The organism is Pseudomonas silensiensis, assembly GCF_050434865.1.
Lineage (GTDB): Bacteria > Pseudomonadota > Gammaproteobacteria > Pseudomonadales > Pseudomonadaceae > Aquipseudomonas > Aquipseudomonas fluorescens_W.
Map to the genome: position 1 here is coordinate 13,339 of NZ_JBNDJH010000026.1, position 25,369 is coordinate 38,707.

Annotated in this window: 19 protein-coding genes and 2 pseudogenes; 13 read left to right on the forward strand and 8 right to left on the reverse strand. The window is 55.5% G+C overall.

Features of this window, described 5'->3' with window-relative positions:
* Positions 1-116 precede the first annotated feature (116 nt).
* The gene (locus tag QF010_RS27940; RefSeq protein WP_429534345.1) at positions 117-1,373 is read left to right on the forward strand and encodes an integrase domain-containing protein; all 1,257 of its coding nucleotides are present in this window, start codon (positions 117-119) and stop codon (positions 1,371-1,373) included.
* A 166-nt stretch (positions 1,374-1,539) separates the two neighbouring features.
* On the opposite strand, the gene QF010_RS27945 is transcribed toward QF010_RS27940, so the two are convergent.
* The 5 genes from QF010_RS27945 to QF010_RS27965 all read right to left on the reverse strand — a co-directional run bounded on the left by QF010_RS27945 (position 1,540) and on the right by QF010_RS27965 (position 6,111).
* Complete coding sequence (locus QF010_RS27945; protein WP_429534346.1) at positions 1,540-1,809, reverse strand: hypothetical protein; 270 nt, start codon at positions 1,807-1,809, stop codon at positions 1,540-1,542.
* Complete coding sequence (locus QF010_RS27950) at positions 1,806-2,786, reverse strand: integrase domain-containing protein (protein ID WP_429534347.1); 981 nt, start codon at positions 2,784-2,786, stop codon at positions 1,806-1,808. Before QF010_RS27950 ends, QF010_RS27945 begins: the two co-directional genes overlap by 4 nt.
* A complete protein-coding gene (locus QF010_RS27955) occupies positions 2,770-3,123 on the reverse strand; it encodes a hypothetical protein (RefSeq protein ID WP_429534348.1) in 354 nt (117 codons plus the stop codon). Before QF010_RS27955 ends, QF010_RS27950 begins: the two co-directional genes overlap by 17 nt.
* Positions 3,116-4,507, reverse strand: coding sequence for a YfjI family protein (locus QF010_RS27960; protein WP_429534349.1), 1,392 nt, complete (start codon positions 4,505-4,507; stop codon positions 3,116-3,118). Before QF010_RS27960 ends, QF010_RS27955 begins: the two co-directional genes overlap by 8 nt.
* A gap of 1,067 nt (positions 4,508-5,574) precedes the next feature.
* Positions 5,575-6,111, reverse strand: a complete 537-nt coding sequence (locus QF010_RS27965) for a LasR-specific antiactivator QslA (protein ID WP_429534401.1) — start codon at positions 6,109-6,111, stop codon at positions 5,575-5,577.
* 972 nt (positions 6,112-7,083) lie between these two features.
* Between QF010_RS27965 and QF010_RS27970 the strand changes: the two genes are divergently transcribed.
* From QF010_RS27970 to rimJ, 10 genes and pseudogenes are all read left to right on the forward strand, one after another.
* Positions 7,084-8,625 (forward strand): type I restriction-modification system subunit M, encoded by a 1,542-nt coding sequence (locus QF010_RS27970; protein WP_429534350.1) that lies wholly within the window; start codon positions 7,084-7,086, stop codon positions 8,623-8,625.
* Complete coding sequence (locus tag QF010_RS27975) at positions 8,622-9,851, forward strand: restriction endonuclease subunit S (RefSeq protein WP_429534351.1); 1,230 nt, start codon at positions 8,622-8,624, stop codon at positions 9,849-9,851. The genes QF010_RS27970 and QF010_RS27975 overlap by 4 nt, the downstream gene beginning before the upstream one ends.
* A gap of 1 nt (position 9,852) precedes the next feature.
* Positions 9,853-11,028: an anticodon nuclease gene (locus QF010_RS27980; protein ID WP_429534352.1), complete on the forward strand. Its 1,176-nt coding sequence runs from the start codon at positions 9,853-9,855 to the stop codon at positions 11,026-11,028.
* Positions 11,021-14,125 (forward strand): type I restriction endonuclease subunit R, encoded by a 3,105-nt coding sequence (locus tag QF010_RS27985; RefSeq protein ID WP_429534353.1) that lies wholly within the window; start codon positions 11,021-11,023, stop codon positions 14,123-14,125. The genes QF010_RS27980 and QF010_RS27985 overlap by 8 nt, the downstream gene beginning before the upstream one ends.
* Before the next feature lie 536 nt (positions 14,126-14,661).
* A pseudogene (locus QF010_RS27990) lies at positions 14,662-14,775 on the forward strand (hydrolase); the annotation flags it as partial.
* 64 nt (positions 14,776-14,839) lie between these two features.
* Positions 14,840-16,246 carry a DUF2252 domain-containing protein gene (locus QF010_RS27995; RefSeq protein ID WP_429534354.1) on the forward strand — a complete coding sequence of 469 codons (1,407 nt, stop codon included), beginning with the start codon at positions 14,840-14,842 and terminating at the stop codon, positions 16,244-16,246.
* A 385-nt stretch (positions 16,247-16,631) separates the two neighbouring features.
* The gene (locus QF010_RS28000; protein WP_429534355.1) at positions 16,632-17,066 is read left to right on the forward strand and encodes a hypothetical protein; all 435 of its coding nucleotides are present in this window, start codon (positions 16,632-16,634) and stop codon (positions 17,064-17,066) included.
* Complete coding sequence (locus QF010_RS28005; RefSeq protein WP_033058161.1) at positions 17,063-18,520, forward strand: ATPase domain-containing protein; 1,458 nt, start codon at positions 17,063-17,065, stop codon at positions 18,518-18,520. Before QF010_RS28000 ends, QF010_RS28005 begins: the two co-directional genes overlap by 4 nt.
* Before the next feature lie 9 nt (positions 18,521-18,529).
* Complete coding sequence (locus tag QF010_RS28010) at positions 18,530-19,552, forward strand: sensor histidine kinase (RefSeq protein WP_033058162.1); 1,023 nt, start codon at positions 18,530-18,532, stop codon at positions 19,550-19,552.
* Positions 19,553-19,609: 57 nt separating this feature from the next.
* Positions 19,610-20,176 carry a ribosomal protein S5-alanine N-acetyltransferase gene (rimJ, locus tag QF010_RS28015; RefSeq protein ID WP_033058164.1) on the forward strand — a complete coding sequence of 189 codons (567 nt, stop codon included), beginning with the start codon at positions 19,610-19,612 and terminating at the stop codon, positions 20,174-20,176.
* Here rimJ and QF010_RS28020 read toward each other — a convergent pair.
* The 3 genes from QF010_RS28020 to pmrG all read right to left on the reverse strand — a co-directional run bounded on the left by QF010_RS28020 (position 20,173) and on the right by pmrG (position 23,019).
* Complete coding sequence (locus QF010_RS28020; RefSeq protein ID WP_429534356.1) at positions 20,173-21,240, reverse strand: metallophosphoesterase; 1,068 nt, start codon at positions 21,238-21,240, stop codon at positions 20,173-20,175. The two genes, rimJ and QF010_RS28020, sit on opposite strands and share 4 nt — an antisense overlap.
* Before the next feature lie 247 nt (positions 21,241-21,487).
* Entirely contained in the window at positions 21,488-22,321 is an 834-nt protein-coding gene (locus QF010_RS28025) for a phosphatase PAP2 family protein (RefSeq protein WP_429534357.1), read from the reverse strand.
* Positions 22,322-22,347: 26 nt separating this feature from the next.
* Positions 22,348-23,019, reverse strand: coding sequence for a lipopolysaccharide core heptose(II)-phosphate phosphatase PmrG (pmrG, locus tag QF010_RS28030; protein ID WP_429534358.1), 672 nt, complete (start codon positions 23,017-23,019; stop codon positions 22,348-22,350).
* 394 nt (positions 23,020-23,413) lie between these two features.
* Between pmrG and QF010_RS28035 the strand changes: the two are divergent.
* Together QF010_RS28035 and QF010_RS28040 are read left to right on the forward strand one after the other, a co-directional pair.
* Positions 23,414-24,340 (forward strand): annotated as a pseudogene (locus tag QF010_RS28035) (methyl-accepting chemotaxis protein); the annotation flags it as partial.
* Positions 24,341-24,484: 144 nt separating this feature from the next.
* On the forward strand, positions 24,485-25,198 hold the full coding sequence (locus QF010_RS28040) for a methyl-accepting chemotaxis protein (protein WP_429534402.1): 714 nt from the start codon (positions 24,485-24,487) through the stop codon (positions 25,196-25,198).
* The last annotated feature ends 171 nt before the right edge of the window (positions 25,199-25,369 follow it).

Here is a 25,369-nt window from a genome sequence, read left to right on the forward strand (position 1 = left end):
GCGCTTATGAGAGCTTTGGAGAGTTTCCGAGTTCCAGCCCGTTTGGTATCCCAGGTGGTATCCCGAACTGCCAAATGCTATTTTCAGGATACCAAAACGGTGCTGGAGGTAGCCCCATGCCTACTAACGCAACCCGCCTCTCCGATCGCCAGCTCAAGGCAGTCAAGGCAACTGGTAAAGATTTCGTCCTCAGCGACGGCGATGGCTTACAGCTTCGAGTCCGCGCGAGCGGCTCAATGATGTGGAATTTCAATTACCGAGAACCCCTGACCAGAAGCCGTATCAATATGGTTCTTGGTCCATACCCCGATCTTTCGCTAGCCAACGCCCGGAAGAAAGCCGCAGAGGCGCGTGAACTGCTCGCTTTGGGCACTGATCCCAAAACCCAGCGTGATGAGGTAAGGCAAGCCAAACTTGCTGAGACTGAACACACTTTCGAGAAGGTGGCCACCGCCTGGTTCGAGCTGAAGAAAGACTCAGTAACCAAAGCCTACGCAGAAGACATTTGGAGATCGCTGACGCTTCATGTTTTCCCAAGCATGAAAACAACGCCGCTCTCTCAAATCACTGCTCCAATGGTTATCAAGATCCTTCGCCCAATCGAGGCCAAAGGGAGCCTCGAAACCGTGAAACGATTGAGCCAACGACTCAACGAGATCATGACCTACGGGGTCAACTCCGGGCTGATATTTGCGAACCCCCTCAATGGAATTCGGGCGGTGTTCAAGAAACCCAAGAAAGAGAACATGGCTGCGCTTCCACCTGAGGAGCTTCCCGAGCTCATGATGGAAATCGCGAACGCCAGCATCAAGCGCACGACCCGCTGCCTAATAGAATGGCAGTTGCACACGATGACCCGCCCTGCCGAAGCAGCTACCACACGATGGGCAGATATCGACTTCGACAAGCGCATTTGGACCATTCCGCCAGAGCGCATGAAAAAGCGTCGGCCGCACACAATCCCTCTTACCGATCAGGCACTTTCGTTACTGGAGACGCTCAAGCAACTCAGCGGTAACAGAGAGTACGTGTTCCCCTCAGATAGAAATCCCCGCACCCATGCCAATAGCCAGACCGCCAACATGGCGTTGAAGCGCATGGGCTTTCAGGACCGTCTAGTCAGCCACGGCTTGCGCTCGATGGCGAGCACCATCCTGAATGAGCATGGCTGGGATCCGGAGCTGATTGAGGTCGCACTGGCGCATGTCGACAAGGACGAAGTTCGTAGCGCCTACAACCGGACGGATTACATCGAACGCCGGCGTCCGATGATGGCTTGGTGGAGTGAACATATCCAGAAGGCGGCCACCGGCAGCCTGTCGGCATCGGCCATCAATCAAACTAGAGATCGCAACGTCGTACCGATTCGCTGAATATCCAAAAGGGATGCGACACCGGCTACGATCCGTGTCGTGTAGTAGGGCGAAAGGAGTGACGACAGTTGCCAGATCTCTGGTATGCCTGCGCTTTTTCAGCCAAGCCCCTGAGTATGGGAAGGCTCCGCATTCCCATACTCAGGGGCTTACGCTTAAAGATCTATTAGGCAACCACGACTTTTGCCTTTCTACGACGGATCAACCCTGCTGTTAACTCGTAGTAGTAGATGGTAGCTGGAGCTGAGCACCGCAAATAGTGCTCCAGAAACCATCTCACGTGCTTTTCTCTCCAGGACCAGGGAGTCGCGCCCCCCCAGCGTTCACGAATCACCTTGTGCATCCTTTCTGCTTGCCTGATATGCCGCTGCCGCGTGGCATGCGCACCTTTGAGCACAGGACGCAGAAACAACGCTATGTCGAACTCGGACGTCATCGCCGACCTCCGATGTAAGCACTCACCACATCAATGCGGTTATGTCCCAATTCGTGGCTGATCTGCTGTCGTGCACGCTGATCAAGCTCTCGATCTTCTCGATGAACACGGCCATCATTAACGGGTGCAGGAAAGCCTGTCAGTTGCTCATAGCGCTCACAGGCGTAAGCCGCCCGCAGTTCATGAAAACCTTTCAAACCCTGTTCATGCAGGAGGTCTCGTGCCGGCCGCACGTTTTTTTGCATAAAGTCTTTGTAGCTTTCATCGGGTGCCAACAAATTTCGACTGCCACTGGGTGAAGCCTCACTGGCCCTGTCGAGGGCGCCACGAACTTGATCCGTGACCGCAATCCAACGCGGTGCCGATGCGCCTGATCGACCGCCTTTGGTGCCGTCCTGGATATTGATCTTGCCCAGTTGCCGAGCCTCACGTTGCAGCCGGGGCAAGTCCGCCAAGATCGCTTCACGCAGACGCATGCCGGTCTCCCGAGCAAGGAGCACAATGGCACTCACCCTCGATTGCTGACGATCTGACAGCGCCCGCGCGATCAACTCGACCTGGGCACGGTCTTGGCCATGCGGAGCCTCACTACGCACGCTTGAGCGCTGCAAGCCCAGCGCCTTACTCGGACTCGGGATTTTGACGTACTGATCACCGCGCAGCGCGGCCATCGTTCGGTTCACGCTGGACAGTCGGTTCTGCGCGGTGGCAATGCCGACGTTGCCCTGATCAACCTGTTCCCGCACGTGGACGGCGTACCGCATGAGGATCTCGCGGTCTATCTGGCGCGCGTCGTTGACCCTCGGTCCTTCATCGGATCGACACCAATGCACAAACGCCTGCCAGCGATCACTATGGGCTTTGACGGTCGCAAAATGGCCATCGCCAAACAGATCTTTCAGTGCTTGCGGTCCGGCATAGCTGAGCTGGCGACCGAAGCCGAAATTGCGTCCAGCTCGCTTACCGATGCGAGCCATTTTTCTGTTCCTGATCGACTGCAGCGAGCTCATGTAAAAGGGCTCGCCAGTGTGCACTCACGATAGCGAACTGGGCCCAATCAGTCGGGCGGAAACACAGCGTGTTGTCGGCGACGTAGAGATGCGCGCCTTCCTCTTTCAACCACTGAAGGATGGCTGTCGTCGAGGTGATAGTTTTACGGAGGGTGGCGACATCGGCGACACCGGCGACAACCCCTGCCTTGTCTGCCTTTGAGGGTGGCGACAAAGTGGCGACACTCGCGGCGACAAACCGCGCTTTCGGCTCCTTTTGACGCTGAGCCAGATGGTTGCGCAGCGCTTCATCAAGATTAAACATGGCACACCTCGAAGGTGTGGCCATCGGTGATCAACCACTGATGATCAATCAACTCGACCAGCAGCTTGGCGGCATGACGACTGCTCTTGCGGGCAAAGCGGGGACCGTTGCGATTCAATTCACGAATACTGAAACGCTTCCAATCTTTGACCTGTAGCCATCGCAGCAGCCGGTCTGCCTCCTCTTTTACTCGACACACTGGCTCCTGCTCTGTCAGGCGCTGGATCTCGGTGAGGTAGTAGCCGACTAAAGCGGAGGCCCGCTGGATATGGTCGACCTCCACGACGCTGCTCTCCTCCACAACTGCAAGAATGCCGGCGACGCGCAGCAGGTTATCGGCGGCCTTTGATCCGCTGGGCCGTACGCCGGCCAGCTCGCCAAACTCCCCCAGTTGAGCTTCGATAGCATCATGCAAATCAATCCAGCGACGACGCGCCAGCGGACTGAGGCTCAGCTTTGACAGTTGCAAGGCTCCGTCAGCGGAAAGTGACCAAGGCTGATAAAACAGTGCCGAAAGGCGGTGATGATAACGCTTGAGGGCGGCGTCTTTGGACAAGTCGACAGCCTGGTAGCTACGTTGCCCGGCTAGACTGGTGGGCCAGGTCATCAAGCAGCGCCCTAGAATGCCTTGCCCCTGCAGCAACGGATCACTGAGTAACTGCATGGCCAAATACGGTTGCAGCATCAGGTGCAGGCTCAGGCGTCGGTCATAGGCTCGTAGGCTTTCGCCTGCCATAGAGCGAGCACGATCAATCGGACTGCCGTCCCAGAGTGACGACAAAGTCGTGACCGCTTTCAAACGGTTGTCCCGACTCATGGTGCTGCTGCCGAGGAATTGTCCCCCTTCATCGCAGAACAACCCCATGCTCGGCAGGTCATGGCAGAGCCCTTTGATCAGCGCTTCAATAGTTGGGTCCGTGGTAATCAGCCTGGGTGCAGAGGGCTCCGCTTCGAGCGGTACACCGTTCGCGGAGTCGGGATCGGCAGGGTTGATACGCTGCATCTGGCGCTGTGCGGCGCGGTACCGGGAGAGCTGTTCGCGGTAGCGCTGCCACTGCTCGCGCTCCCATTGGCGTGCTGGCAGCAATGCAGATCGGTCTGCCGCAGTCTTGCGATCACCGGACGCTGCCACCGTGATCAGGTACAGCGAGAGGGGATAATTTCTCCCGTCGAGTTGTAAGCCCGCATGACATTGGGTGGCCAGGGCCGAGGCGGCCAACGCCGACTGAGCGGCCAGCGCCTGGGGTACGCCGATGACCTCGGCCATGCGCTCCACCGCAGGTCCAAGAAGCCCACCCAGTGCATGCACCGGATAAGGTTGGGCCACGGAATTCGCCTCAATCAGCGGTCGCGGTAGTTCAAGCTTCGGATCTAACTGCTGCATGGGTCCTCTCCTCGGTAGTTGCTGGCTGTCCTCACATACTCCCGCCACGCTTGTTGAGTGTTATCAGGGATCAAGGCCCCTGCGACCTGTGAGGTGTTCACTGACGCGGAACGTACGGCTCCTTACGACCGGGAGCGAGGGCATGCCCCCATGAATCTGGCCTCCTTAGACGCATCCGAAGATACGGGCGGGTGGAGGCTGTGCCGACTGACGAGTTCGGCACCTAGAGATCCTGGGTGGGAGAAGGCAAAACATCGACACCTGGGGCATGCCTGACTGTCAGTCAGGTGCAGCCTTTCCATGGGCTGCGGCACCGGTGCCTGTGTCATTGCGGCTGGCGACGAATCGGATTTGTCGGGCCGATTGTCACGAGGAGAGTTGCGGCAATGCCCCGTACGACTTGGCTTGCAGCAGTGGTACGAGCGCCCGTCTCTTTCCATGAGAAAGAGACGGGCGCAGTATGGCGCCGCGAAATGTGCCGAAAGGTAAGGTTGCTGCAGCGCAGCGAGGAAGGTCCATCGTCTGCCGCAGTGGACAGATAAGTCGAGTAGGCATCCATCACTTTTGGGGAGTGACCGTGCGAGCTGCCGGACGCTAATCGCACTTCGGGAAAACCACCACGCAAGTGGCGTAGCCTTGAAGGTTCTGGCTACCTGGGCTGGTGCTGTCAACGACAGCGATCCGTGCGCCAATTGTTATACCCACTCCAAAAGGCGGTCAAGCGTCATGGCCAAAGCGTGCAAAAAGTGGCGACTGTCGCCACTTTTGTCGCCATGCTCCAGACCACGTTCTACATGCGTTGTCGCCGCTGTCGCCGCTGTCGCCATCTATAGCCATGTCCCTAAGACAAGCTCGGCTCTGACGTCGAAACTGCGTTGCACTCGATAGAGATCGAGGGCAATTACTGACGGGGAAAGGAAAGCGTGGTGCTAATCAGATATGAAATGAGGCGGTGGATAGCGGTGGCCTCGAGAAAAAACGAGTGAACCCTCCGACCGGCGCGATCAAAGATCGCTAGATCGGAGGGTTTGGCGGGAAAAGCAAAGTCTCAAACGTCAATTACAGACTCAGGCATCGAGGCTGGTTGATTGGGAGGTGACGGCTTCACGCCGCATGATCAGCGTCTGCTGCAACCGCAGCAGAAAACCTGCTTCAAATGCTTCCTGGGGATCACCTGGACGATGATGCTTTCGGTTCTGCGCCAGTGCCCACCATAGCGGTAGTGATGAGCCGTCAAGCCAAGTCTCCGCACAACGAACGCCGTCCTCAATCATAGGGCCGAATTCATTGCCCCATGGGGTTCGGATGCCGGGATGGCCTTCAGCGGACGGGACAGAGCAGTACTCACCAATCTGATGATGAACGCGCTGAGCAGGAATCCCTGTCAGATATCGGAACGCCTTATCAAACAACACGGCGGCATCATCCAGCAGCTCCACTGCCAGCTCAACGTCCTGCGGAAAATGAAGCAGAATACTCTGTGCTCCATTAAGCCGAAGAGTGGCAGCCTGCCGTAGTTTAATCGCGGCATCTTCGGGGGTAAGCGATGCAGTATCGATGGTGTTGGGTTTGGGAAGGCTGATTAGAAGCGAGAGATCAAACATCACGGAACCCTCCGGAATAGTTTGCACCTTGAATCAAATCGCCAGGGTGGCGCACGAGCTTAAAAAGGGGGGCATGCCATTTTCCTTATCTCCTCGGACAAGTAAAAACTGCCATCAACCGTTGTCACGCGATTGGGTGGCAGACCGTACGGGGGTGACAAACCGGCGTCCGAGGGTACCGGCCAGGCGTAAGCCTGCCCCGCACGATCCGCCATAGAAAAGCAGCAGCTAAGCCTGTGTTAGCACTTGCTAGTAGCTATGGCGCCATGCGCCTCGAACAATTCAGGTTGTCACACCCAGTCGCGGGATTGACCACGACGGAGCAAAGCGTAAATGTGATGCCGCGACAACACAAGCATGAGTGTCAATAAGCTCCGCATTCGAATGTGCGCTCCGGGCAGAAACTCACGCTCGGCCGAATTCAGTGGCTATTGCCAGTCAGATATCACGCAAGCCTTCTTCTTTCCGAAGCCGTCCACAGTGATAGAATCGGTGACGCTACCCGGCATCTGGGCGTAGTGAAGGACGCAAGTACCGCGAGCTGGAGCACCATGGCACACCAGCGCACAGAATCGAGCGACCGTGGAAAATTCAGCGCGCCGTGACTGATGGATCAGTGCACGCGGGTGGAGCCGACGACGATATTGAAAGCGGGAGCGTACAAAAGTGAATCCAGCGAGGGGGTATCGTACGCCAAGAAGGCCGCACCTCGACAAGAAACGCTTACCGCCAGTAACCAGCAAAGCAATGGAGCCGGGGCGAAATCGCCAAAGATGCATTGCTTTGCCAGTGCAATTGATGAACGGGCTGTTAACGGGCGCGTAGAAGCTTAAGATGCGCCGCTAATGACTACGCCACGGCACATCCGCTCGATACACCGCAGCGCCAGCTAACCAAGCCCACCAACACCACCCAGTCACTTCCACTCACGATGGAGGGACCAAGTAAACCGAAGGGATTAGGCACAACAGTATGACAAGCACCCAACAACGCGCCGCACTGCAACGCCAGATTTGGCAAATTGCCAACGATGTTCGTGGCGCAGTCGATGGCTGGGACTTCAAGCAGTATGTGCTCGGCACCTTGTTCTACCGTTTCATCAGCGAAAACTTTGCCAGCTACATCGAAGGCGGTGACGACAGTATCAACTACGCAGAGCTGCCAGATAGCGTCATCACGCCGGACATCAAAGACGACGCTATCAAAACCAAGGGCTACTTCATATATCCCAGTCAGGTGTTCGCCAAGGTGGCTGCCAGTGCCCACAGCAACGAGAGCCTGAATGTCGAACTGGCTGCCATCTTTGCCGCCATTGAAAGCTCGGCCAACGGCTACCCTTCCGAGCGCGATATCAGAGGTCTGTTTACCGACTTCGATACCACCAGTAACCGTCTGGGCAACACCGTCAAAGACAAAAATACGCGCCTCGCCGCCGTGCTTAAAGGCGTGGCTGGGCTGGACTTTGGTAGATTTGATGCCAGTCACATCGATCTGTTTGGCGATGCCTACGAATTTCTCATCTCCAACTACGCCGCTAACGCCGGCAAGTCCGGTGGTGAGTTTTTCACACCGCAGCATGTGTCCAAGCTGATCGCCCAGCTTGCCATGCACAAGCAAACCACGGTCAACAAGATTTACGATCCGGCCTGTGGTTCGGGCTCACTGCTGCTGCAAGCAAAGAAGCACTTCGATGCACACATCATTGAAGACGGTTTTTTTGGCCAGGAACTCAACCACACCACGTATAACTTGGCGCGGATGAACATGTTCCTGCACAACGTTAACTACGACAAATTCAATATCCAGCTGGGCGACACTCTGTCCGAGCCACACTTTGGCGATGACAAACCTTTTGATGCCATCGTCTCCAATCCACCATACTCGGTGAAGTGGAAGGGGGCGGGGGACCCCACCTTGATCAACGACGACCGCTTTGCCCCGGCTGGCGTGCTCGCGCCCAAATCCAAAGCCGACTTCGCCTTTGTGCTGCACGCACTCAGCTACCTGTCGGCCAAAGGCCGTGCTGCCATCGTTTGCTTTCCCGGCATATTCTACAGGGGCGGAGCCGAGCAGAAAATCCGCCAGTACCTGGTGGACAACAACTATGTAGAAAGCGTGATCTCGCTCGCACCCAATTTGTTCTATGGCACCACCATCGCAGTGAACATTCTGGTGCTGTCCAAACATAAGACCGACACCACCACCCAGTTCATTGACGCCAGCGGCCTATTCAAGAAAGAAACCAACAACAACATGCTGCTGGACACGCACATCAACCAGATCATGCAGGTGTTCGATAGCAAGGCGAACGTGGATCACTTTGCGCTGTCCATCCCTTTTGAGCAGGTGGCTGCCAACAGCTACAACCTGTCTGTCAGCAGCTACATCGATGCCAAGGACAACCGTGAGGTGGTGGAGATTGCTCAGCTCAACGCCACCCTGAAAGCCACGATTGCCAAGATCGATCTACTGCGAGCGGAGATTGATGCCATCGTCTCGGAGATCGAGGCATGAGCAGCGTGAATTTCATGGAAAAACTGCTGGATGGTGTGGCAGTGGAGTGGGTGACTCTTGGATCTGTGGCGGATATTGGTACCGGAAGCTCAAACCGTCAGGATGAAAGCGAAAACGGAATCTACCCGTTCTATGTTCGCTCAAAGAAAATCTTAAAGTCAGATATTTTTGAATTTAATGAGGTGGCAATAATCATTCCTGGCGAGGGCGGGATTGGCGATATATTTCACTATGTAGAAGGAAAGTACGCTCTACACCAGAGGGCTTACAGGATTCATGTTAAATCAGATGTCGTGAGTACTAAGTTTTTGTTCCACTTCATGTCCTCTAGGTTTAAGCAGTACATTTTGACGAAAAGCGTGGGAGCAACTGCTTCCTCGATTAGAAAGCCCATGCTTGAAGAATTCCAAATACCCATCCCCTGCCCAGGAACGCCGGATAAATCGCTTGAAATCCAAGCCGAGATCGTCCGCATATTGGACGCTTTTTCCGAGCTGACCACCGAAGTAAAAGCCGAGCTAACCGCCGAGCTGACTACTCGCAAAAAACAATACGAGCACTACCGCGATGAGTTGATGAGTTTCAAAGACGGGGAAGTGGAGTGGAGGGCGCTGGGAGAGATTGGCGAATTTATTCGTGGAAAGCGTTTTACCAAAGCTGATTTTGTTGAAGATGGTATCAGCGCTATCCATTACGGAGAGATATATACGCGTTACGGCGCTTTTACGACGCAAGCTTTTTCTCAGGTTAGAAATGATATGGCTGGGTCACTGCGCTATGCAGAGCCAGGCGACGTAGTGATAACCGACGTAGGCGAGACAGTTGAGGATGTCGGTAAGGCCGTTGCATGGCTCGGAGAAGAAAAGGTCGCAATTCACGATCATTGCTATGCTTTTCGACATTCAATGGATCCGAGATTTGTTTCCTACTGCATGAATACGTCATCTTTCGTTGCTGACAAGGCAAAATATATCGCCAGAACCAAAGTAAACACACTGCTGATTAATGGGTTTTCAAAAATTAAAATTCCTGTTCCGTATCCAGCGGATCCAGAGAGATCCCTTGCAGAACAGGTTCGCATCGTTTCTATTCTTGATAGATTCGACGCGCTCACTAACTCTCTCGCTGAGCTTTTTCCGCGTGAAATTGGTTTACACCAAAAACATTACGAGCATTACCGTGACTTGCTGTTGAATTTCCCCAGACTAGAAAAGGTAGTGGCATAACATGAGCAAGGAGCTAACGGAAATCGCCCGACAGCTACAAAATACCAAAAAAAAGGTGCAGCTGATCTACGCCTTTAATGGGACAGGTAAAACGCGTCTGTCGCGTGATTTCAAGCAGCTAATTGCTCCAAAAGAGAACGGTAATGAAGACGGCGATGAGACTGAGCAAGCCGGGTTGTCGCGCAACAAAATTTTGTATTACAACGCATTTACTGAAGACCTGTTCTACTGGGACAACGACTTGGCCGATGACCTCGATCCGAAGCTGAAAATTCAGCCTAACTCCTTTACGGATTGGGTGTTGATTGACCAGGGTCAAGATCAGAATATCATCACGACCTTTCAGCGTTACACCAACGACAAGCTCACACCAAGGTTCAATGCGGAAAGAAAAGAGCAAGACAAAGACGGTAAAGATTTTACCGTCAGAGCCTTCTCGGAGGTCACTTTCTCGATGGAGCGCGGTGATGCGACGCACTCGGGAAATCTGAAAATCTCCAAGGGTGAAGAAAGCAACTTCATCTGGAGTATTTTCTACACGCTGCTTGAGCAGGTGATTGGCGTACTCAATGTAGCTGAACCGGCTGATCGAGAAACCGACCAGTTCAATCAACTGGAATATGTATTTATTGATGATCCGGTCAGTTCGCTGGATGAGAACCACCTGATTCAGCTGGCGGTAAACCTAGGGCAACTAATCAATTCGAGTGCGTCGGGTGTGAAATTTGTTGTATCTACACATAGCGCGCTGTTTTACAACGTGCTTTACAATGAAGTTGGTGCCAAAAGCGGATATATTCTAAGTCGCCTGGACGATGGCACCTTTGAGCATGAAGAAAAGCAAGGTGATTCAAACAAAAGTTTTTCTTATCACCTACACATTAAGAACATTATCGAGCAGGCTATCGCTACCAATAGCGTGCAGCGCTACCATTTTGCACTGCTACGCAACTTGTATGAAAAAACCGCCAACTTTCTAGGATATCGGAGATGGTCTGACCTGTTGCCGGAAGACAAGAAAGCGTACGCCAGCCGGATTATGAATTTTTATCCTCACAATACTTTGTCAAACGAAGAGATTGCAGAACCAACACCGCCCGAGAGAGAGATGGTTGGTCTACTGCTTAGGAACCTGAATACTTATGGCTATTGGCAGCAGGAGCCACAAAATGGTTGATTACGCCAAGCCCATAGCTGAGTCCAGCAACTTCATTGTTTTAGATAAGTACAGCAAGGAATGGCAGGTTGCCGAGAGCTACCAAAGCGAAGGTGATCTGGAGCGCGAGTTCATTCAGGATTTGGTCGATCAGGGCTATGAATACCTAAGCGGCCTGAACACGCCGGAGGCTTTGTTGTCCAACGTGCGCGTGCAACTTCAAACTCTGAATACTATAGAGTTTTCTGATAGCGAGTGGTCGCGCTTTGTCGAGACCTGGCTAGACAAGCCCAGCGATGGCATTGTCGAAAAAACCCGGAAGATTCATGACGATTACATTCATGACTTTGTATTTGACGACGGCCGAATCCAGAACATCTACCTGCTGGACAAGAAAAACATTACCCGCAACAAGGTGCAGGTAATCAAGCAGTTTGAGCAAAAGGGCAGCCACGCCAATCGCTACGATGTAACCATTCTAGTGAACGGCCTGCCGTTAGTTCAAGTGGAGCTGAAAAAACGAGGTGTTGCGATTCGCGAAGCTTTCAACCAGGTACACCGCTACAGCAAGGAGAGCTTTAACAGCGAGCACTCTTTATTTAAATATATGCAGCTTTTTGTGGTCTCTAACGGCACCGATAGCCGATACTTTGCTAACACTACCCAACGCAACAAGAACAGCTTCGACTTCACTATGAATTGGGCGAGAGCGGATAACAGCCTGATTAAGGACCTTAAAGATTTTACCGCCACTTTCTTTCAGAAACGCACCCTTCTCAATGTGTTGCTACACTACTCGGTATTTGATGTTAGCAATACATTGCTTGTGATGCGCCCTTACCAGATCGCCGCTACGGAGCGCATTCTGTGGAAGATTAACAGCTCGTATCAGGCAAAGAACTGGAGTAATACCGAAAGCGGCGGCTTCATTTGGCATACCACCGGCTCGGGAAAGACCCTGACCAGCTTTAAGGTTGCGCGACTCGCTACTGAGCTGGACTTCATTGACAAAGTGTTTTTCGTGGTGGACCGCAAGGATCTTGATTACCAGACCATGAAGGAATACCAACGCTTCTCACCGGAAAGCGTGAATGGTTCTGACAGCACGGCTGGCCTCAAGCGTAATCTGGATAAGGACGACAACAAAATCATCGTCACCACTATCCAGAAGCTCAACAACCTTATGAAGAGTGAGCCCGACCTAGCTATCTACGGCAAGCAAGTTGTCTTCATTTTTGATGAGTGCCACCGCAGCCAGTTTGGTGAAGCGCAGAAAAACCTAAAGAAACGGTTCAAGAAGTTCTATCAGTTTGGTTTTACTGGTACACCAATATTTACAGGCTATAATGCTTTGGGCGCGGAAGATACCGCGAGTGTATTTGGCCGTGAATTGCATTCGTATGTAATCACCGATGCAATTCGCGATGAAAAAGTGCTTAAATTCAAAGTCGACTACAATGATGTGCGACCGCAGTTCAAGGCTATTGAAACTGAGCAGGATGAGAAAAAGCTTAGTGCGGCTGAAAATAAGCATGCTTTGCTACACCCCGACCGTATCCGCGAAATAGCCCAGTACATACTGAATAATTTCCGACAGAAAACCCATCGCCTGCAAGCGGGCAATAAAGGTTTTAACGCCATGTTCGCAGTAAGCAGCGTGGACGCTGCAAAACTGTACTATGATTCTTTCAGGGACCTACAGAAGGGCAACGACAGGCCATTGAAGGTAGCCACCATCTTCTCGTATGCGGCCAACGAGGAGCAGGACGCGGTCGGCGAGATTCAGGACGAAAGCTTCGATGTTTCTGCTATGAACAGCAGCGCCAAAGAATTTTTGGGCGCTGCCATTGCAAACTACAACGCAATGTTCAAAACTAACTTCAGCGTGGACAGCAATGGCTTCCAGAACTACTACCGCGATCTGGCTAAACAAGTCAAAGCCAAGGAGATCGACCTGCTCATTGTGGTGGGCATGTTCCTGACCGGCTTTGATGCCCCCGCGCTGAACACCTTGTTTGTCGACAAGAACTTGCGCTACCACGGCTTGATGCAAGCCTACTCACGTACCAACCGCATTTTCGACGCCACCAAAACCTTCGGCAACATCGTCACCTTCCGCGACCTGGAGCAGGCGACCATAGACGCCATTACCCTGTTTGGTGATAAAAATACCAAGAATGTAGTCCTAGAGAAGAGCTATACGGAATACATGGAAGGTTTTACCGATGTAGTGACCGGTGAGGCGCGGCGTGGGTTTGTGGACGTAGTTCGAGAGTTAGAGCAGCGCTTTCCTGATCCTTCTGCCATTGAAAAAGAATCGGATAAAAAAGCTTTCGCAAAACTGTTTGGCGAGTATTTGCGCGTTGAAAGCGTACTGCAAAACTACGATGAATTTGCCAGCCTGAAGGCCTTACAAACCGTAGATATGAATGATCCGGTGTTGGTTGAAGCATTCAAAGCTCAGCATTACTTAAGCGATGATGATCTAACTGCATTGAAATCGATTAGGATACCAGCTGAACGGAAAATCCAGGACTACCGTTCAACCTATAACGATGTTCGTGATTGGTTGCGCCGGGAAAAATCTTCCGCCGAAAGGGAAAAGTCCTCCGTCGATTGGGATGACGTGGTCTTTGAGGTAGACCTGCTCAAATCGCAAGAAATCAATCTGGACTACATTCTAGAACTGATTTTTGAGAACAATAAAAAAGCCAAAAACAAAGCATCACTGGTTGAAGACGTGCGTAGGGTTATTCGTGCCAGTCTAGAAAATCGTGCCAAAGAAGGCTTGCTGGTCGACTTTATTAACCAAACAGACCTAGACCAAATTGGTGACAAGGCTAGTGTGATTGACGCCTTCTTCACCTTTGCCCAAGCGGAACAACAGAGTGAGGCAGAAGAGCTAATCAGCGCAGAGAGTTTGAATGCAGAGGCGGCTAGGCGCTATATCACCACTTCATTAAAGCGGGAGTTTGCCAGTGACAGCGGCACTGAGCTCAATGCTCTTCTCCCCAAGATGAGTCCGCTGAACCCGCAATACCTGAAAAAAAAGCAGGCTGTCTTCCAGAAAATCGCTGCTTTTGTTGAGAAATTTAAAGGCGTGGGTGGTCAGGTCTAACAAGATCATTCCGTCCGCCTGTAGAACTCCAAGGCGGCCGTGTGGCCAACCCCAAAGCTGCTGACGTCCGCCCCGGACCGTGTTGTTTTGTGCGGCGTCAGATTCGCCTGCATTTGGCCGGTTTCTGCCAGACACCACCTTCAGCCTCTTATCAAGCGTAACCTGGGTCCCGACAGCGACAGAAAAGTCACCCCTGATAATAGGATAAGCAAGGGTGCAAAATCGAAAAAAAACGACGGGCCAGAGCATGGCTATCTCGTGAGGTATTCCAATCGGTATTCCAATCAAAATTAAAAAAGAAAGTTAACGATAACAATCAACAATATAGATTATGAATTCAGATTACCCCGGCCCAAATACGAAGCAAAACAAAACCCGCCAAGTGCGGGTTTTGTTGCATCTGGGGGATCGACAATCGATAACCCACCGCGCCCCTCTGTGGGAGCGGGCTTGCCCGCGAAGAGGCCAGCCAGATCAATACAAATACCCAGCAGCCACAGAAGCCTCCGTCGCCGCGACCTTCCCCGGAGCCTCGCATGCGCCAAGCCCTCCTCATCCTCGACGTCCAGCCCGGTTTCGCCCCACCTCAATGGCTCACCGAAGGTGTCCAGACACTCATCGGCACGATGCCCAGCGTGATTTCCAGCGAAGGCGACCCAAAGCCCTTCTACACTCATCTCTCACACGTCTGAAACACTCACCAAACGAGCCCACATGACCACCCTCAAAGACCGTTTGAAGCAAGGCAAGGATGCTCGCAAGAACTGCTCCCGCGGTTCGCAGGCGTCCATGGGGAAAATAAATCGCGACCCGCTGCCGCTGATCAAAACGTCCAGTGAAGGCCGGATCAAGTCGCTGGTCGAATTGCGCTACGGCCGCATGCTGGTTTCGCCCTTCACCTTCTATCGCGGCAATGCGCTGCTACACGCCCACGACTTGGCCGCAACATCCAGCATGGGTCTGGTATCGCCCATCTGCGGTGACAGTCACTTGATGAACTTCGGCGGTTTTGCAACGCCGGAACGCAATCTGCTGTTCAGCGTCAACGATTTCGACGAAGCCCATCCCGGCCCTTGGGAGTGGGACTTGAAACGGCTGGTGGCAAGTTTCGTGGTGGCGGCGCGCGACCTTCGTCATGGCGACACGGTCGAAGAAACGGTCTGCCGCCAGGTGGTCGGCGCCTACCAACAGACCATGCTCGAATGCGCCGAGCAAAGCGCCTTGGAAACCTGGTACGAGTCCATCAGTTACAGCGATCTGCGGCAGCAGGCAAGCAAAGCGACCCTGGAGCATGTGGAGCGCGCCATCGAAAAAGCCGAGCGGCGTACCCATGCTGAACTGCTGCCGAAAATCAGTGAACGTGACGCACATGGCCGACTGATCATTCGCGATGACCTGCCGGAAATTTTCCATTTACACGAAAACACCACGTTGCTGGATGCCGACGACGACTGGCTGCGCTTGTCGAACTGGCGTGCGCTTTACGACGCGTTCATGCGCGACTATCCCGGCACGCTGCAAGCCGACCGTCGCGAGCTGTTGTCGCGTTTTCATGCCCACGACATGGCGTTCAAAGTGGTCGGTGTGGGCAGCGTCGGGACTCGGTGCCTGGTGGCCCTGCTGACTGACGATCAGGAGTTCCCGCTGTTCCTGCAGTTCAAGGAGGCACGTCGTTCGGTGCTTGCCGATTATGTGAAGACTAAATCGCGGGTGCGGCATAACGGTCAGCGCGTGGTCGATGGCCAACGGTTGATGCAATCGGCCAGTGACCTGTTCCTCGGCTGGACCACCAGCCCCAGCGGGCGACACTTCTATGTGCGCCAGTTGCGCGACATGAAAGTCTCGGCTGAGCTCGAGACGTTCGATGCGGACACCTTCGCCGCCTACGGACGCGTTTGTGGTCGCGCGTTGGCCCGCGCACACGCCAAATCGTCGGGAAACGCCGCACACATCAGCGGCTACATCGGCAAGAGCGATGCGCTGGCCGACGCGTTGTTCAAGTATGCGCAAAGCTATACCGCGCAGAATGAGCGCGACTTCGAACAATTCCAGCAGGCCTGCCGCAAGGGCCGTTTGCGGGCGCGCTCGGAAGCGGACTTTGCGGCGGATCACTTGCCTTAGGCATGTCTCAGGGCGTGAAGCGGGGGGCACTCATCGACATGAATTTTTCTTCACCCCACGACCTTTCACCAACGGGTACATTGCGCTCGCTCATTCAAGAAACTACGGTTTGCCCGCCCTCCCGCGGGCTTTTTTTTGCCTGCTGTTTTGTTGTCAGTGGGTTTAAAACGGTACTACGGGCGCTCCAAACGATACAAAGCGGATTCCATATTGGCCAAAAAAGGCGATGTTTGCTTGTTTGTGCAGCTAACCGGAAGGACTTTATAGAGCCATGCACTAGAAAGAGTCGGGGTTTCGGGCCCTGTCGCAATCCCCTGACGCAAACCACTTCCAACACCGCCATTGGGTGTACCATCAAACACTGTCCTTCAGATATCAGTTAGCCATGTCCACGCTAAGCGATGAGAGCCGCCAGATCGTAGCTTCTCTGGCGCACCGCGTTGGCCCCAACGCTGACATTGCAACAGTCGCGCAAGCGATCGCATCAATATTGCAGGATATGGACGCAGCCCTCACGCCCATCATCGGCCAACAAGGGGTTGCCGCGCTTTATCGCCGCAGCCTTCACCTGTGCGCCTCCAACCATCCGCGCCTGGTCGGCACCTATGACAGTGTGCTGGCCTCCCTGGATCTGACTGCCCTCAAGTCCGTACTCGTCGAGCAAAGCGAAGCCGATGCGTTGTTTTTCGGTGAAGTAATGCTGACCACGTTTTACGAGCTGCTGACCACGCTGATCGGGCCCTCGCTCACCGCACGTTTGCTTCGTGGCGTGTGGGAACCTTCTTTGAGCGACACCCCATCGCAGGAACTTTCGCCATGAGCACCAAAGTGACTATCAACCGCCTGGCCACCGGCGTGCCAGGACTGGACGAGGTGCTGGGCGGAGGATTGCCGGAGTTTTCGTTCAACCTGATCGCAGGTCCCCCTGGCTGTGGCAAAACCACCCTGGCGCATCAGATGATGTTCGCCCTGGCGACGCCCGAGCGCCCGGCACTGTTTTTTACGGTACTCGGCGAGCCGCCTCTGAAGATGCTGCGCTATCAGCAGCAATTCGACTTTTTCGACAGCGAAGCGATCAACCAGTCGATCCGCTACATCAACCTGGCTGACGACACCCTGGCCGGGAATCTGGACGAAGTGCTGCGGCGCATCGTCAGCGAGGTGGAGGCTCACTCCCCCTCACTGGTGTTCGTCGACTCGTTCCGTTCGGTGGTCCTGGCGAGCCAGACCCAGGACAACCCCAACAACAACCTGCCGCAGTTCGTTCAGCAACTGGGTATGTTGATGACCACCTGGCAGGCCACGACCTTCCTGATCGGCGAATATTTCACCGAAACCGACACCAACCCGATTTTCACCGTGGCCGATGGCCTGATCTGGCTGCGCCAGAGCGTTCAACGCAATTCCATGGTGCGCAAGATGGAAATCATGAAGATGCGCGGCCAGCCGACATTGCCGGGCCTGCACACCTTCCGCATTGCGACGTCGGGGATCAAGGTCTTTGCGCCTGCGCCACTCAATCCGGTTGAAGCGCCGCTGGAGTTCCCGATCAAGCGCCTGAAAATGGGCGTGCCACAGCTCGACGAGATGCTTGGCGGCGGCCTGCCCCGTGGTTATTCCTTGCTGGTGGCCGGGCCGTCGGGCTCGGGCAAAAGTATTCTGGCAGCGACCTTCCTCGCCGAAGGCGCGCGCAATGGCGAAACCGGTGTGATCGCGGTGTTTGAACAACGGCCCAATCACTCCCAGAACGCCACCCTTGCGGGCCTGATCCAGAGCGGACAGGTCGGTCTGGTGGACAGCCGCGCCCCGGACCTGTCCATCGACGAGATCGTGCAATTGCTGCTCAGCGAGATCAGCCGACTGAAAGCCACCCGTGTGGTGATCGATTCGTTGTCGGGCTTCGAACTGGCGCTGGCGCCGACCTTTCGCGAAGACTTTCGCGAGTCGCTGTCGCGCATGGTCACTGCTTTGACGAGCGCCGGGGTCAGCGTGTTGATGACCTCAGAACTGGAAGACCGCTACACCGATCTGCGTTTCAGCCCTTACGGCACGGCATTTCTCACCGACGCCATCATCGTTCAACGCTACATTGAAGTGCAGAGCCGTTTGCTGCGCATCATGGCCGTGGTCAAGGTGCGGGCCAGCGCCCACTCCGATGAATTGCGCCTGTATCGCATCGACGATAACGGCCTGCAGATCGGCGAGATGTTGCCGGATCAGGAAGGCTTACTCGGCGGCCGGCCAACCCGGCAGCTCAGCAAAGACAAGGTATGAATCAGGACCATGACTGAGGCCAATGGCACGAACGCGCAAACGATGGCCACGGCCGCTCGTGAGTTGTTCCTGCTCGGCCAGAAAACCGTAGAAGCGCGCGCAGTGCTGGCGGCACTGCAAAAAGAGTTGAGCGATACCAATAATCGGCTGGTGGACGCCCAGCAAATCGAACAATTGGTCGAAGCCAATCAGCAATTGGTACTGGCCATTCTCCTGGCGCAAACGGATGCGGAAAAACCCCATCGTTCACAGGAAGAACAGAAGCTGTTCCTTGAGATGCGCGAGGCTAACGCGCAATTGGTGATCGCGGCCCTCAGCGCACAAAACCTGCAAGCCTCGGCAGAACACACGCTGGCGCAGCAACGCAACATCCTCACGCTGGTCGCCCATGAACTTCGCAACCCGCTGACGCCCATCAGCATGATCGCCGGTCGACTGGTGCGGGTGCCCAGTGAAGAGCTGCCGCGCATGCAGGCGCTGATCGAAGGCCAGGTGCAGCACATGTCGCGGCTGGTGGATGACTTGCTCGACGTGTCCCGCGCCAGTACCGGCAAGCTGCGCCTCGATTGCCGGATTGTGGACATGGTGCAGATCATCCATCAGGCCATCGAAGTGTGCAGCCCGGTGATGACGGCTCACCATTTGCACTTCACCACTGAACTTCCCACGTGCGCGCTGGCGGTGAACGGAGACCCGGTGCGGCTCACGCAGATCCTTGGCAACCTGCTGGGTAATGCGGCCAAGTACACACCGGAGGGAGGCAATGTCACGCTTTCGGTCACGACCAAGGACGACGTGCTGCAGATGAGCATTTGCGATGACGGCATCGGAATTTCCACCCAGGCCCTGCCGTTTATCTTCGAGCCGTTTGTGCAAGACGTTCACGCCATCGGCTTCAACGGTGCGGGCCTTGGCATTGGCCTGACGGTGGTGCGCGAGCTGGTCGAAGCCCATGGCGGCACGGTGATCGGCATGAGCGATGGCGACGGCAAAGGCAGCACCTTTATCGTGACATTGCCGCTGGCGATTTGAGTTTTCCCGCTGGCCACGCAATGCTTGCGCGACGATCCCTGTGAACCGGAGCGCCCTATGCCTCTGCTATCCCTGCCCTGCAAACGCTTGACGCTGGCGGTGCTCGCCCCTGAACAGGCGGCGCTGGAAAGCGACTTCTACCGGCGCAACCTGAGGCATCTCGCCCGGTGGTCGCCGATTCGCCCCGTCGATTATCACAGCCCTGAACGCATCCGCCCGCGCCTTGAGGTGCAAGCCAGCGCTTTCCAGGCCGGTCTGGCGGTGCATTTCGCGTTGCTGGATCCGGACAACGGCCAGATGATCGGCGCCTGCAACTTCAGCGGCATCACTCGCGGGGCGTTTCAGGCCTGCTATCTCGGTTACCACATCGACGAATCTCATCAGGGCCAGGGCTTGATGCAGGAAGCCCTGGAAGCGGGAATCGGCTACATGTTCGATGAGCAGAAACTGCACCGGATCATGGCCAATTACATCCCTGGCAATGAACGCAGTGCGCGGCTGCTGGAGCGCCTGGGATTTGAACGCGAGGGCTACGCCAAGGCCTACCTGAGTATCGCAGGGCGTTGGCAGGATCATGTGTTGACGGCGTTGATCAACCCTGCGCCAAGTGCCGAGTACCACTAAGCGCTCATGGTGTTATTGACGACCACCTTTTGCGCACCATCGGGCAACAGGCAGCCTTTGGCCATCCACTGACAATCCCGGTCCCAACGATAACCGGTTTCCAGGTTGCCTCGATCGTCATAGTAGGCCAGCCGCAATTGGCCGGGATTCAGATCAAGTTTGGCAAAACCGGCGTGTCCGGTGGCAAACGAGGTGTCCTGCGATCCGGCGCCAACGGCGTAGAGTTTCTGGCCCCCGGCCCCGGAAATCACCCAGGCTGGCTCGGCGGCGCGTAGCAGCAGTTGCTGGTTGTGGTCGTGCCCGGCCAGGAACATGTCGACCTTGTTGCGCTCCAGTGCGGGCAACAACAGGTTGACCAGTTCACCGTCCTCACCATGCTGGCCATGATTGCGGACCGGGTGATGGGCCGCCGCGATGCGCCATACAGGTGCCGGTCCCGGTTGCTGGAAGGCTTGGTCAAGCAAGTCGATCTGACGCTGAAAGGTTTCCCGTGGCGCCGAGGTGTCGAGGAACACCATTCGCACTAACGGGCGACCATCGACGCTGCCGAAATCCTTGACGTAGAAGTTGCCCGGCATCTGCCAGCGACCCGAGCCCTTGCGCTGCCGGCCATATTCGAGTTCGACCTTTTGCGACGTGGGGTAATCGTGATTGCCCAACACGGCGTAGAACGGCACATGACTCAGCCACTGGCCCCAATAGACGCGCTCGAATTTCATTTGCCAGCCGAGGTCGTGGGTACTGGTCAGCGGTTTGCCATAGAAGTTGTCGCCCAACAACACAACCATATCCAGCCGCCCGTCTCTGGCCGCGACTCGCTCCATGGCCTGCCCCACTCGCCACTGTTGCAGATCGCCGCTGCCCTGGTCGCCCAAGGCAATCATCGACACGGCGGAAGGATCCAGACCGCTCAACGGAACAAACGGCGCCGGCGGTGTAAACATCCAGTACCCGACCATCGCTGCACCAATCACCAGGATGACCGCGACGATGCTTAGCCTGCGAACAGCTTTTCCGGGCACAAAACGTTTTACAGCCGGCGATGGAATTGGAGGGCGTTTCAATCAAGGGCTCACTTGGCATGGCCAGCCAGGCACTAAGGGGAAGCAATGGTTGCTATTAATAGATCACACCAGTTGTTCACACTTTGTTAAGAATTCGCCCCGTATACCTTTTTTTTGGCCCGTTGTTTTTCTGTAGGAATGAGCCTGTTCGCGAAGGCAATCTCCTGACTCCGCCCACAAGACGGACCAACAAAAAACCCGCCACCCTTTTCAGGGTTGGCGGGCTTTGTCGTTCAAGTCTTTTGAATCAGCTAGCCGTCTGCGGCTGTGCAACGCGTTCAGGCCGTTCATGCGCCTGGAGCACCGGTTGCTCCAGCCGCGCTCGCCCATAGAACGCCAGCGCTGTCAGCAAACACGCCAGCCACACGAAGATTCCCGCCCAGAAGGTGTGGGACATGTAGTGCCAGCCTTGCAGAACCCGCGTCGTGCCGTAGACGAAACCGAGCAGCAGCGAGCCGTACATCACCGCTTTGGAATAGCGCCAGCGGTAACGACGCGCCACGAAGTACAACGCCAGCATGGTGAAACCACCCGAAGCATGTCCGCCCGGCCAGCAGCGACCTTCCCCTGCGACTTTCAGCAGATCAAAATTCTCATACCACTCCTTGTGCTCGATTTTCCCGCCGTACTGGGTCGTTTCGATCGGGCAGTACACGCTGGTGTGGCCCTTGAGGTAGTGGATGACACCCGTGCAGATAGAGAACGCGAACACCACGTAGAGGAAGTCCCGACGGTGCTTGGTGGCGAACCGAAGCACCGGCGCGACTTTGATTTTTTCCAGGAATGCGATGATTTTCGAATGCTTTTCGGCCTTCAGGCGCGGCCAGAGAAACGACAGCAAGGCACCGACGATCGCTATCTCTCCGGTCCAGTTCGGGATGATCCGTGCCCATTTATGGGTGATCTTTTCGAACAGGTGGACATGATCCAGCGGAAACGTCTGCGTGACCGGATCATAAAAAAGATCATTGAAAGCGATGTCGATTTTGGTCAGATCGAACATCAGGAAAACCACGACCGCACAGGCCAACGGAATACCAAAGTTCACCCAATAAAAGCGGTAACGGGAAGACGTCAGCATCGTGTGTCCTGATCCAGAAAGTGAATTCATTCGGTGGTCACCGAGCGCCAGTCCGAGGCTTCGATGAAACCGAGCATGCGTGGTGCTTGAGGCGTTTCGGCCGAGATAAACAAAGACGCGCCATAACCGAGGGTAGAGGTCGGCAACTTGAGGTCTTTCTCCAGTTGCGACATGCATTCGCTGTGGGTCACCAGAATCAGGTTTCGCCCGGCCACCTTGTGCGCCAAAGCGTCACGCAGCATGGTGCCCTTGCAATTGATCAACCATTCTTCACCCATCCCGACCTTGTTGAACATGTAGCCAGCGGTCTGCGCCGTACGGATCATGGGGCTGTTGTAGATGTCAGCCTTGTTCAGCCCCAGTTGTTCGAACTGTGCACCAACACCCACCGCGACGCTGCGAGAACGATCGGTAATGCCATCGTTACCACTCAGGCAGGGGGCGCTGGAGTGATCGCAGCGTTCGACGTGCCGCACCAGCGCGATCACATTGCCTTTGGCCCAATCAGCCGTCAACCCCCGGGCGCCGGTTACATTGCCATGGGCCAGGTCCGGTACAGCGGCCGGCTGCAACAGCCACACCGTCAGCGGAATCACCACCAGTGCCGAGGCGAGCACGACAGCCGCATTGCGATAGCGGGCAAAACGGCTCAGATCAATCGAGCGTTTTATCCCGAACAGACTCAGTCTCAATTCCACATCAAACCGCCTCGCCGGCACGCATTACTGTCATTCGATGCCGCGAGGTTAGAGAGGCTGGCGTCGGCAGCCGGTGAAACTCATGTGAAAAAAAGCTTAAGACCGCACGAAAGTCTTGTTACACATCTGCCTGCAAAAACCATTCAGCTCTCGCAATTGCTGCCGATACAGTCCTGCTACACACCTTGCTGGCGACCAAAAACAACAATCTTCCAGCCAACCGACGATCTAGAAGCACAACGTTCCTGGAGGACTTTTGATGAATAGCTGGTTCGGCAATATCAGCGTGAACATGAAGCTGGGCTTGGGGTTCGGCCTGGTCCTGGCCCTGACCTGCGTCCTCGCCCTGACCGGTTGGACGAGCCTGGGCGGATTGATTGACCGCAGCAACTGGATGAGCGACATCACCCAGCTCAATGCCGGCCTGACCAAGCTGCGTGTGGTTCGCCTGCAATACATGCTGACCAACGGCGACGAAACCGCCGCGCAGAACGTCCACACCACACTCGAGGCGTTCTCCGCTCAGCAACAAGCGCTGCTGGTGAAATTCAAGAGCCCGGAAAACCTCAAGCTGCTCAAAGAGCAAGGCGCCGTCATCGACGCCTACAAGACGTCCCTGAACAAAATGCGCAGCGCGTACCGCACCGGTAACAGCGCGCGCGACACCATGGGCGCCAATGCTGACACCGCGAACACGCTGATCAATGCCATCAACACCAACGTGCAGCAAATGCCTCTGAGCGACCAACGCTTCGAACAATTCCAGGCCATCACGGCGGCCAAGGAAGCGTTCTTGCTCGCCCGCTACGAAGTGCGCGGCTACACCGCGACCACCAACGCCGAGACCGAGCAAAAAGCCGTCGGCCAACTGGACGTGGCCATCGCCAGCCTGAAACCCCTCAATGTACATTTCGCCGACACTCAGCAAGACGCCCTGCGTCAGCTGGAAACCGCACTGACCAACTACCGCAGCGCCTTACAGGCTTATAAAGCGGCGAACAGCGATGCGGTGCAAGCGCGCAAGGAAATGACTGACCAGGGCGCAGCCATCGTGAGCCTCAGCGAGCAGCTGTATCAAATCCAGCTCGACCGTCGTGACGCCGAAAGCGCACAAGCCCGCACCCTGCAACTGATCAGCACCTTGCTGGCGTTGCTGGTGGGCATCATTGCTGCCGTGATCATCACCCGTCAGATTACTGGCCCGCTGCGTGACACCTTGGCCGTGGTTGAACGCATCGCCAGCGGCGACCTGTCCCAGGACGTCAAAGTGACTCGTCGCGATGAACTCGGCGTGTTGCAACAAGGCATCGCTCGCATGGGCGTGACCTTGCGCGACTTGATCAGCGGCATCCGCGACGGCGTCGCCCAGATCGCCAGCGCTGCCGAAGAACTGTCCGCCGTGACCGAGCAAACCAGCGCCGGCGTGAACAGCCAGAAGATCGAAACCGATCAAGTGGCCACCGCCATGCACGAGATGACGGCCACCGTGCAGGAAGTGGCGCGCAATGCCGAAGAAGCCTCCCAGGCGGCGGCCGCTGCTGATGGCGAAGCCCGCGAAGGCGACAAGGTTGTGAACGAAGCCATCGCCCAGATCGAACGCCTGGCCACTGAAGTGGCGCGTTCCACCGACGCCATGAGCGTGCTGCAACAGGAAAGCGACAAGATCGGCAGCGTCATGGACGTGATCAAGGCGGTGGCCGAACAGACCAACCTGCTGGCGCTCAACGCCGCCATCGAAGCGGCCCGTGCCGGTGAAGCCGGTCGTGGTTTTGCCGTAGTTGCCGACGAAGTCCGCGGCCTGGCTCAGCGCACGCAGAAATCCACCGAAGAAATCGAAGGCCTGGTGGCCGGTCTGCAGAACGGCACGCAACAAGTGTCGGCGGTAATGAATAACAGCCGCGCCCTCACCGACAGCAGCGTCGCGCTGACTCGCAAGGCTGGCGTGTCACTGGAAAACATCACCCGCACGGTGTCCAACATCCAGTCGATGAACCAGCAGATCGCCGCCGCTGCCGAGCAGCAAAGCGCCGTGGCCGAAGAGATCAGCCGCAGCATCATCAACGTGCGCGACGTGTCCGAACAGACCGCCGCTGCCAGCGATGAAACCGCTGCGTCCAGTGTTGAACTGGCGCGGTTGGGTAATCAGTTGCAGATGATGGTGAGCCACTTCCGGGTGTAGGTCTCAGCTTGCTCCCCCCCACCAGCACTCGTGCCGACTGGGGGAGCAAGCGTGTCGAATTCTTACAGGCTAATAGGCGTTTCTCCCGTCCAAACGGCGCCTTTTCCAGCTATCCATGCAATGGACGGCTGACGGTTCTCAATCCTCCCGTGCAGTAATGTCGATAACTCC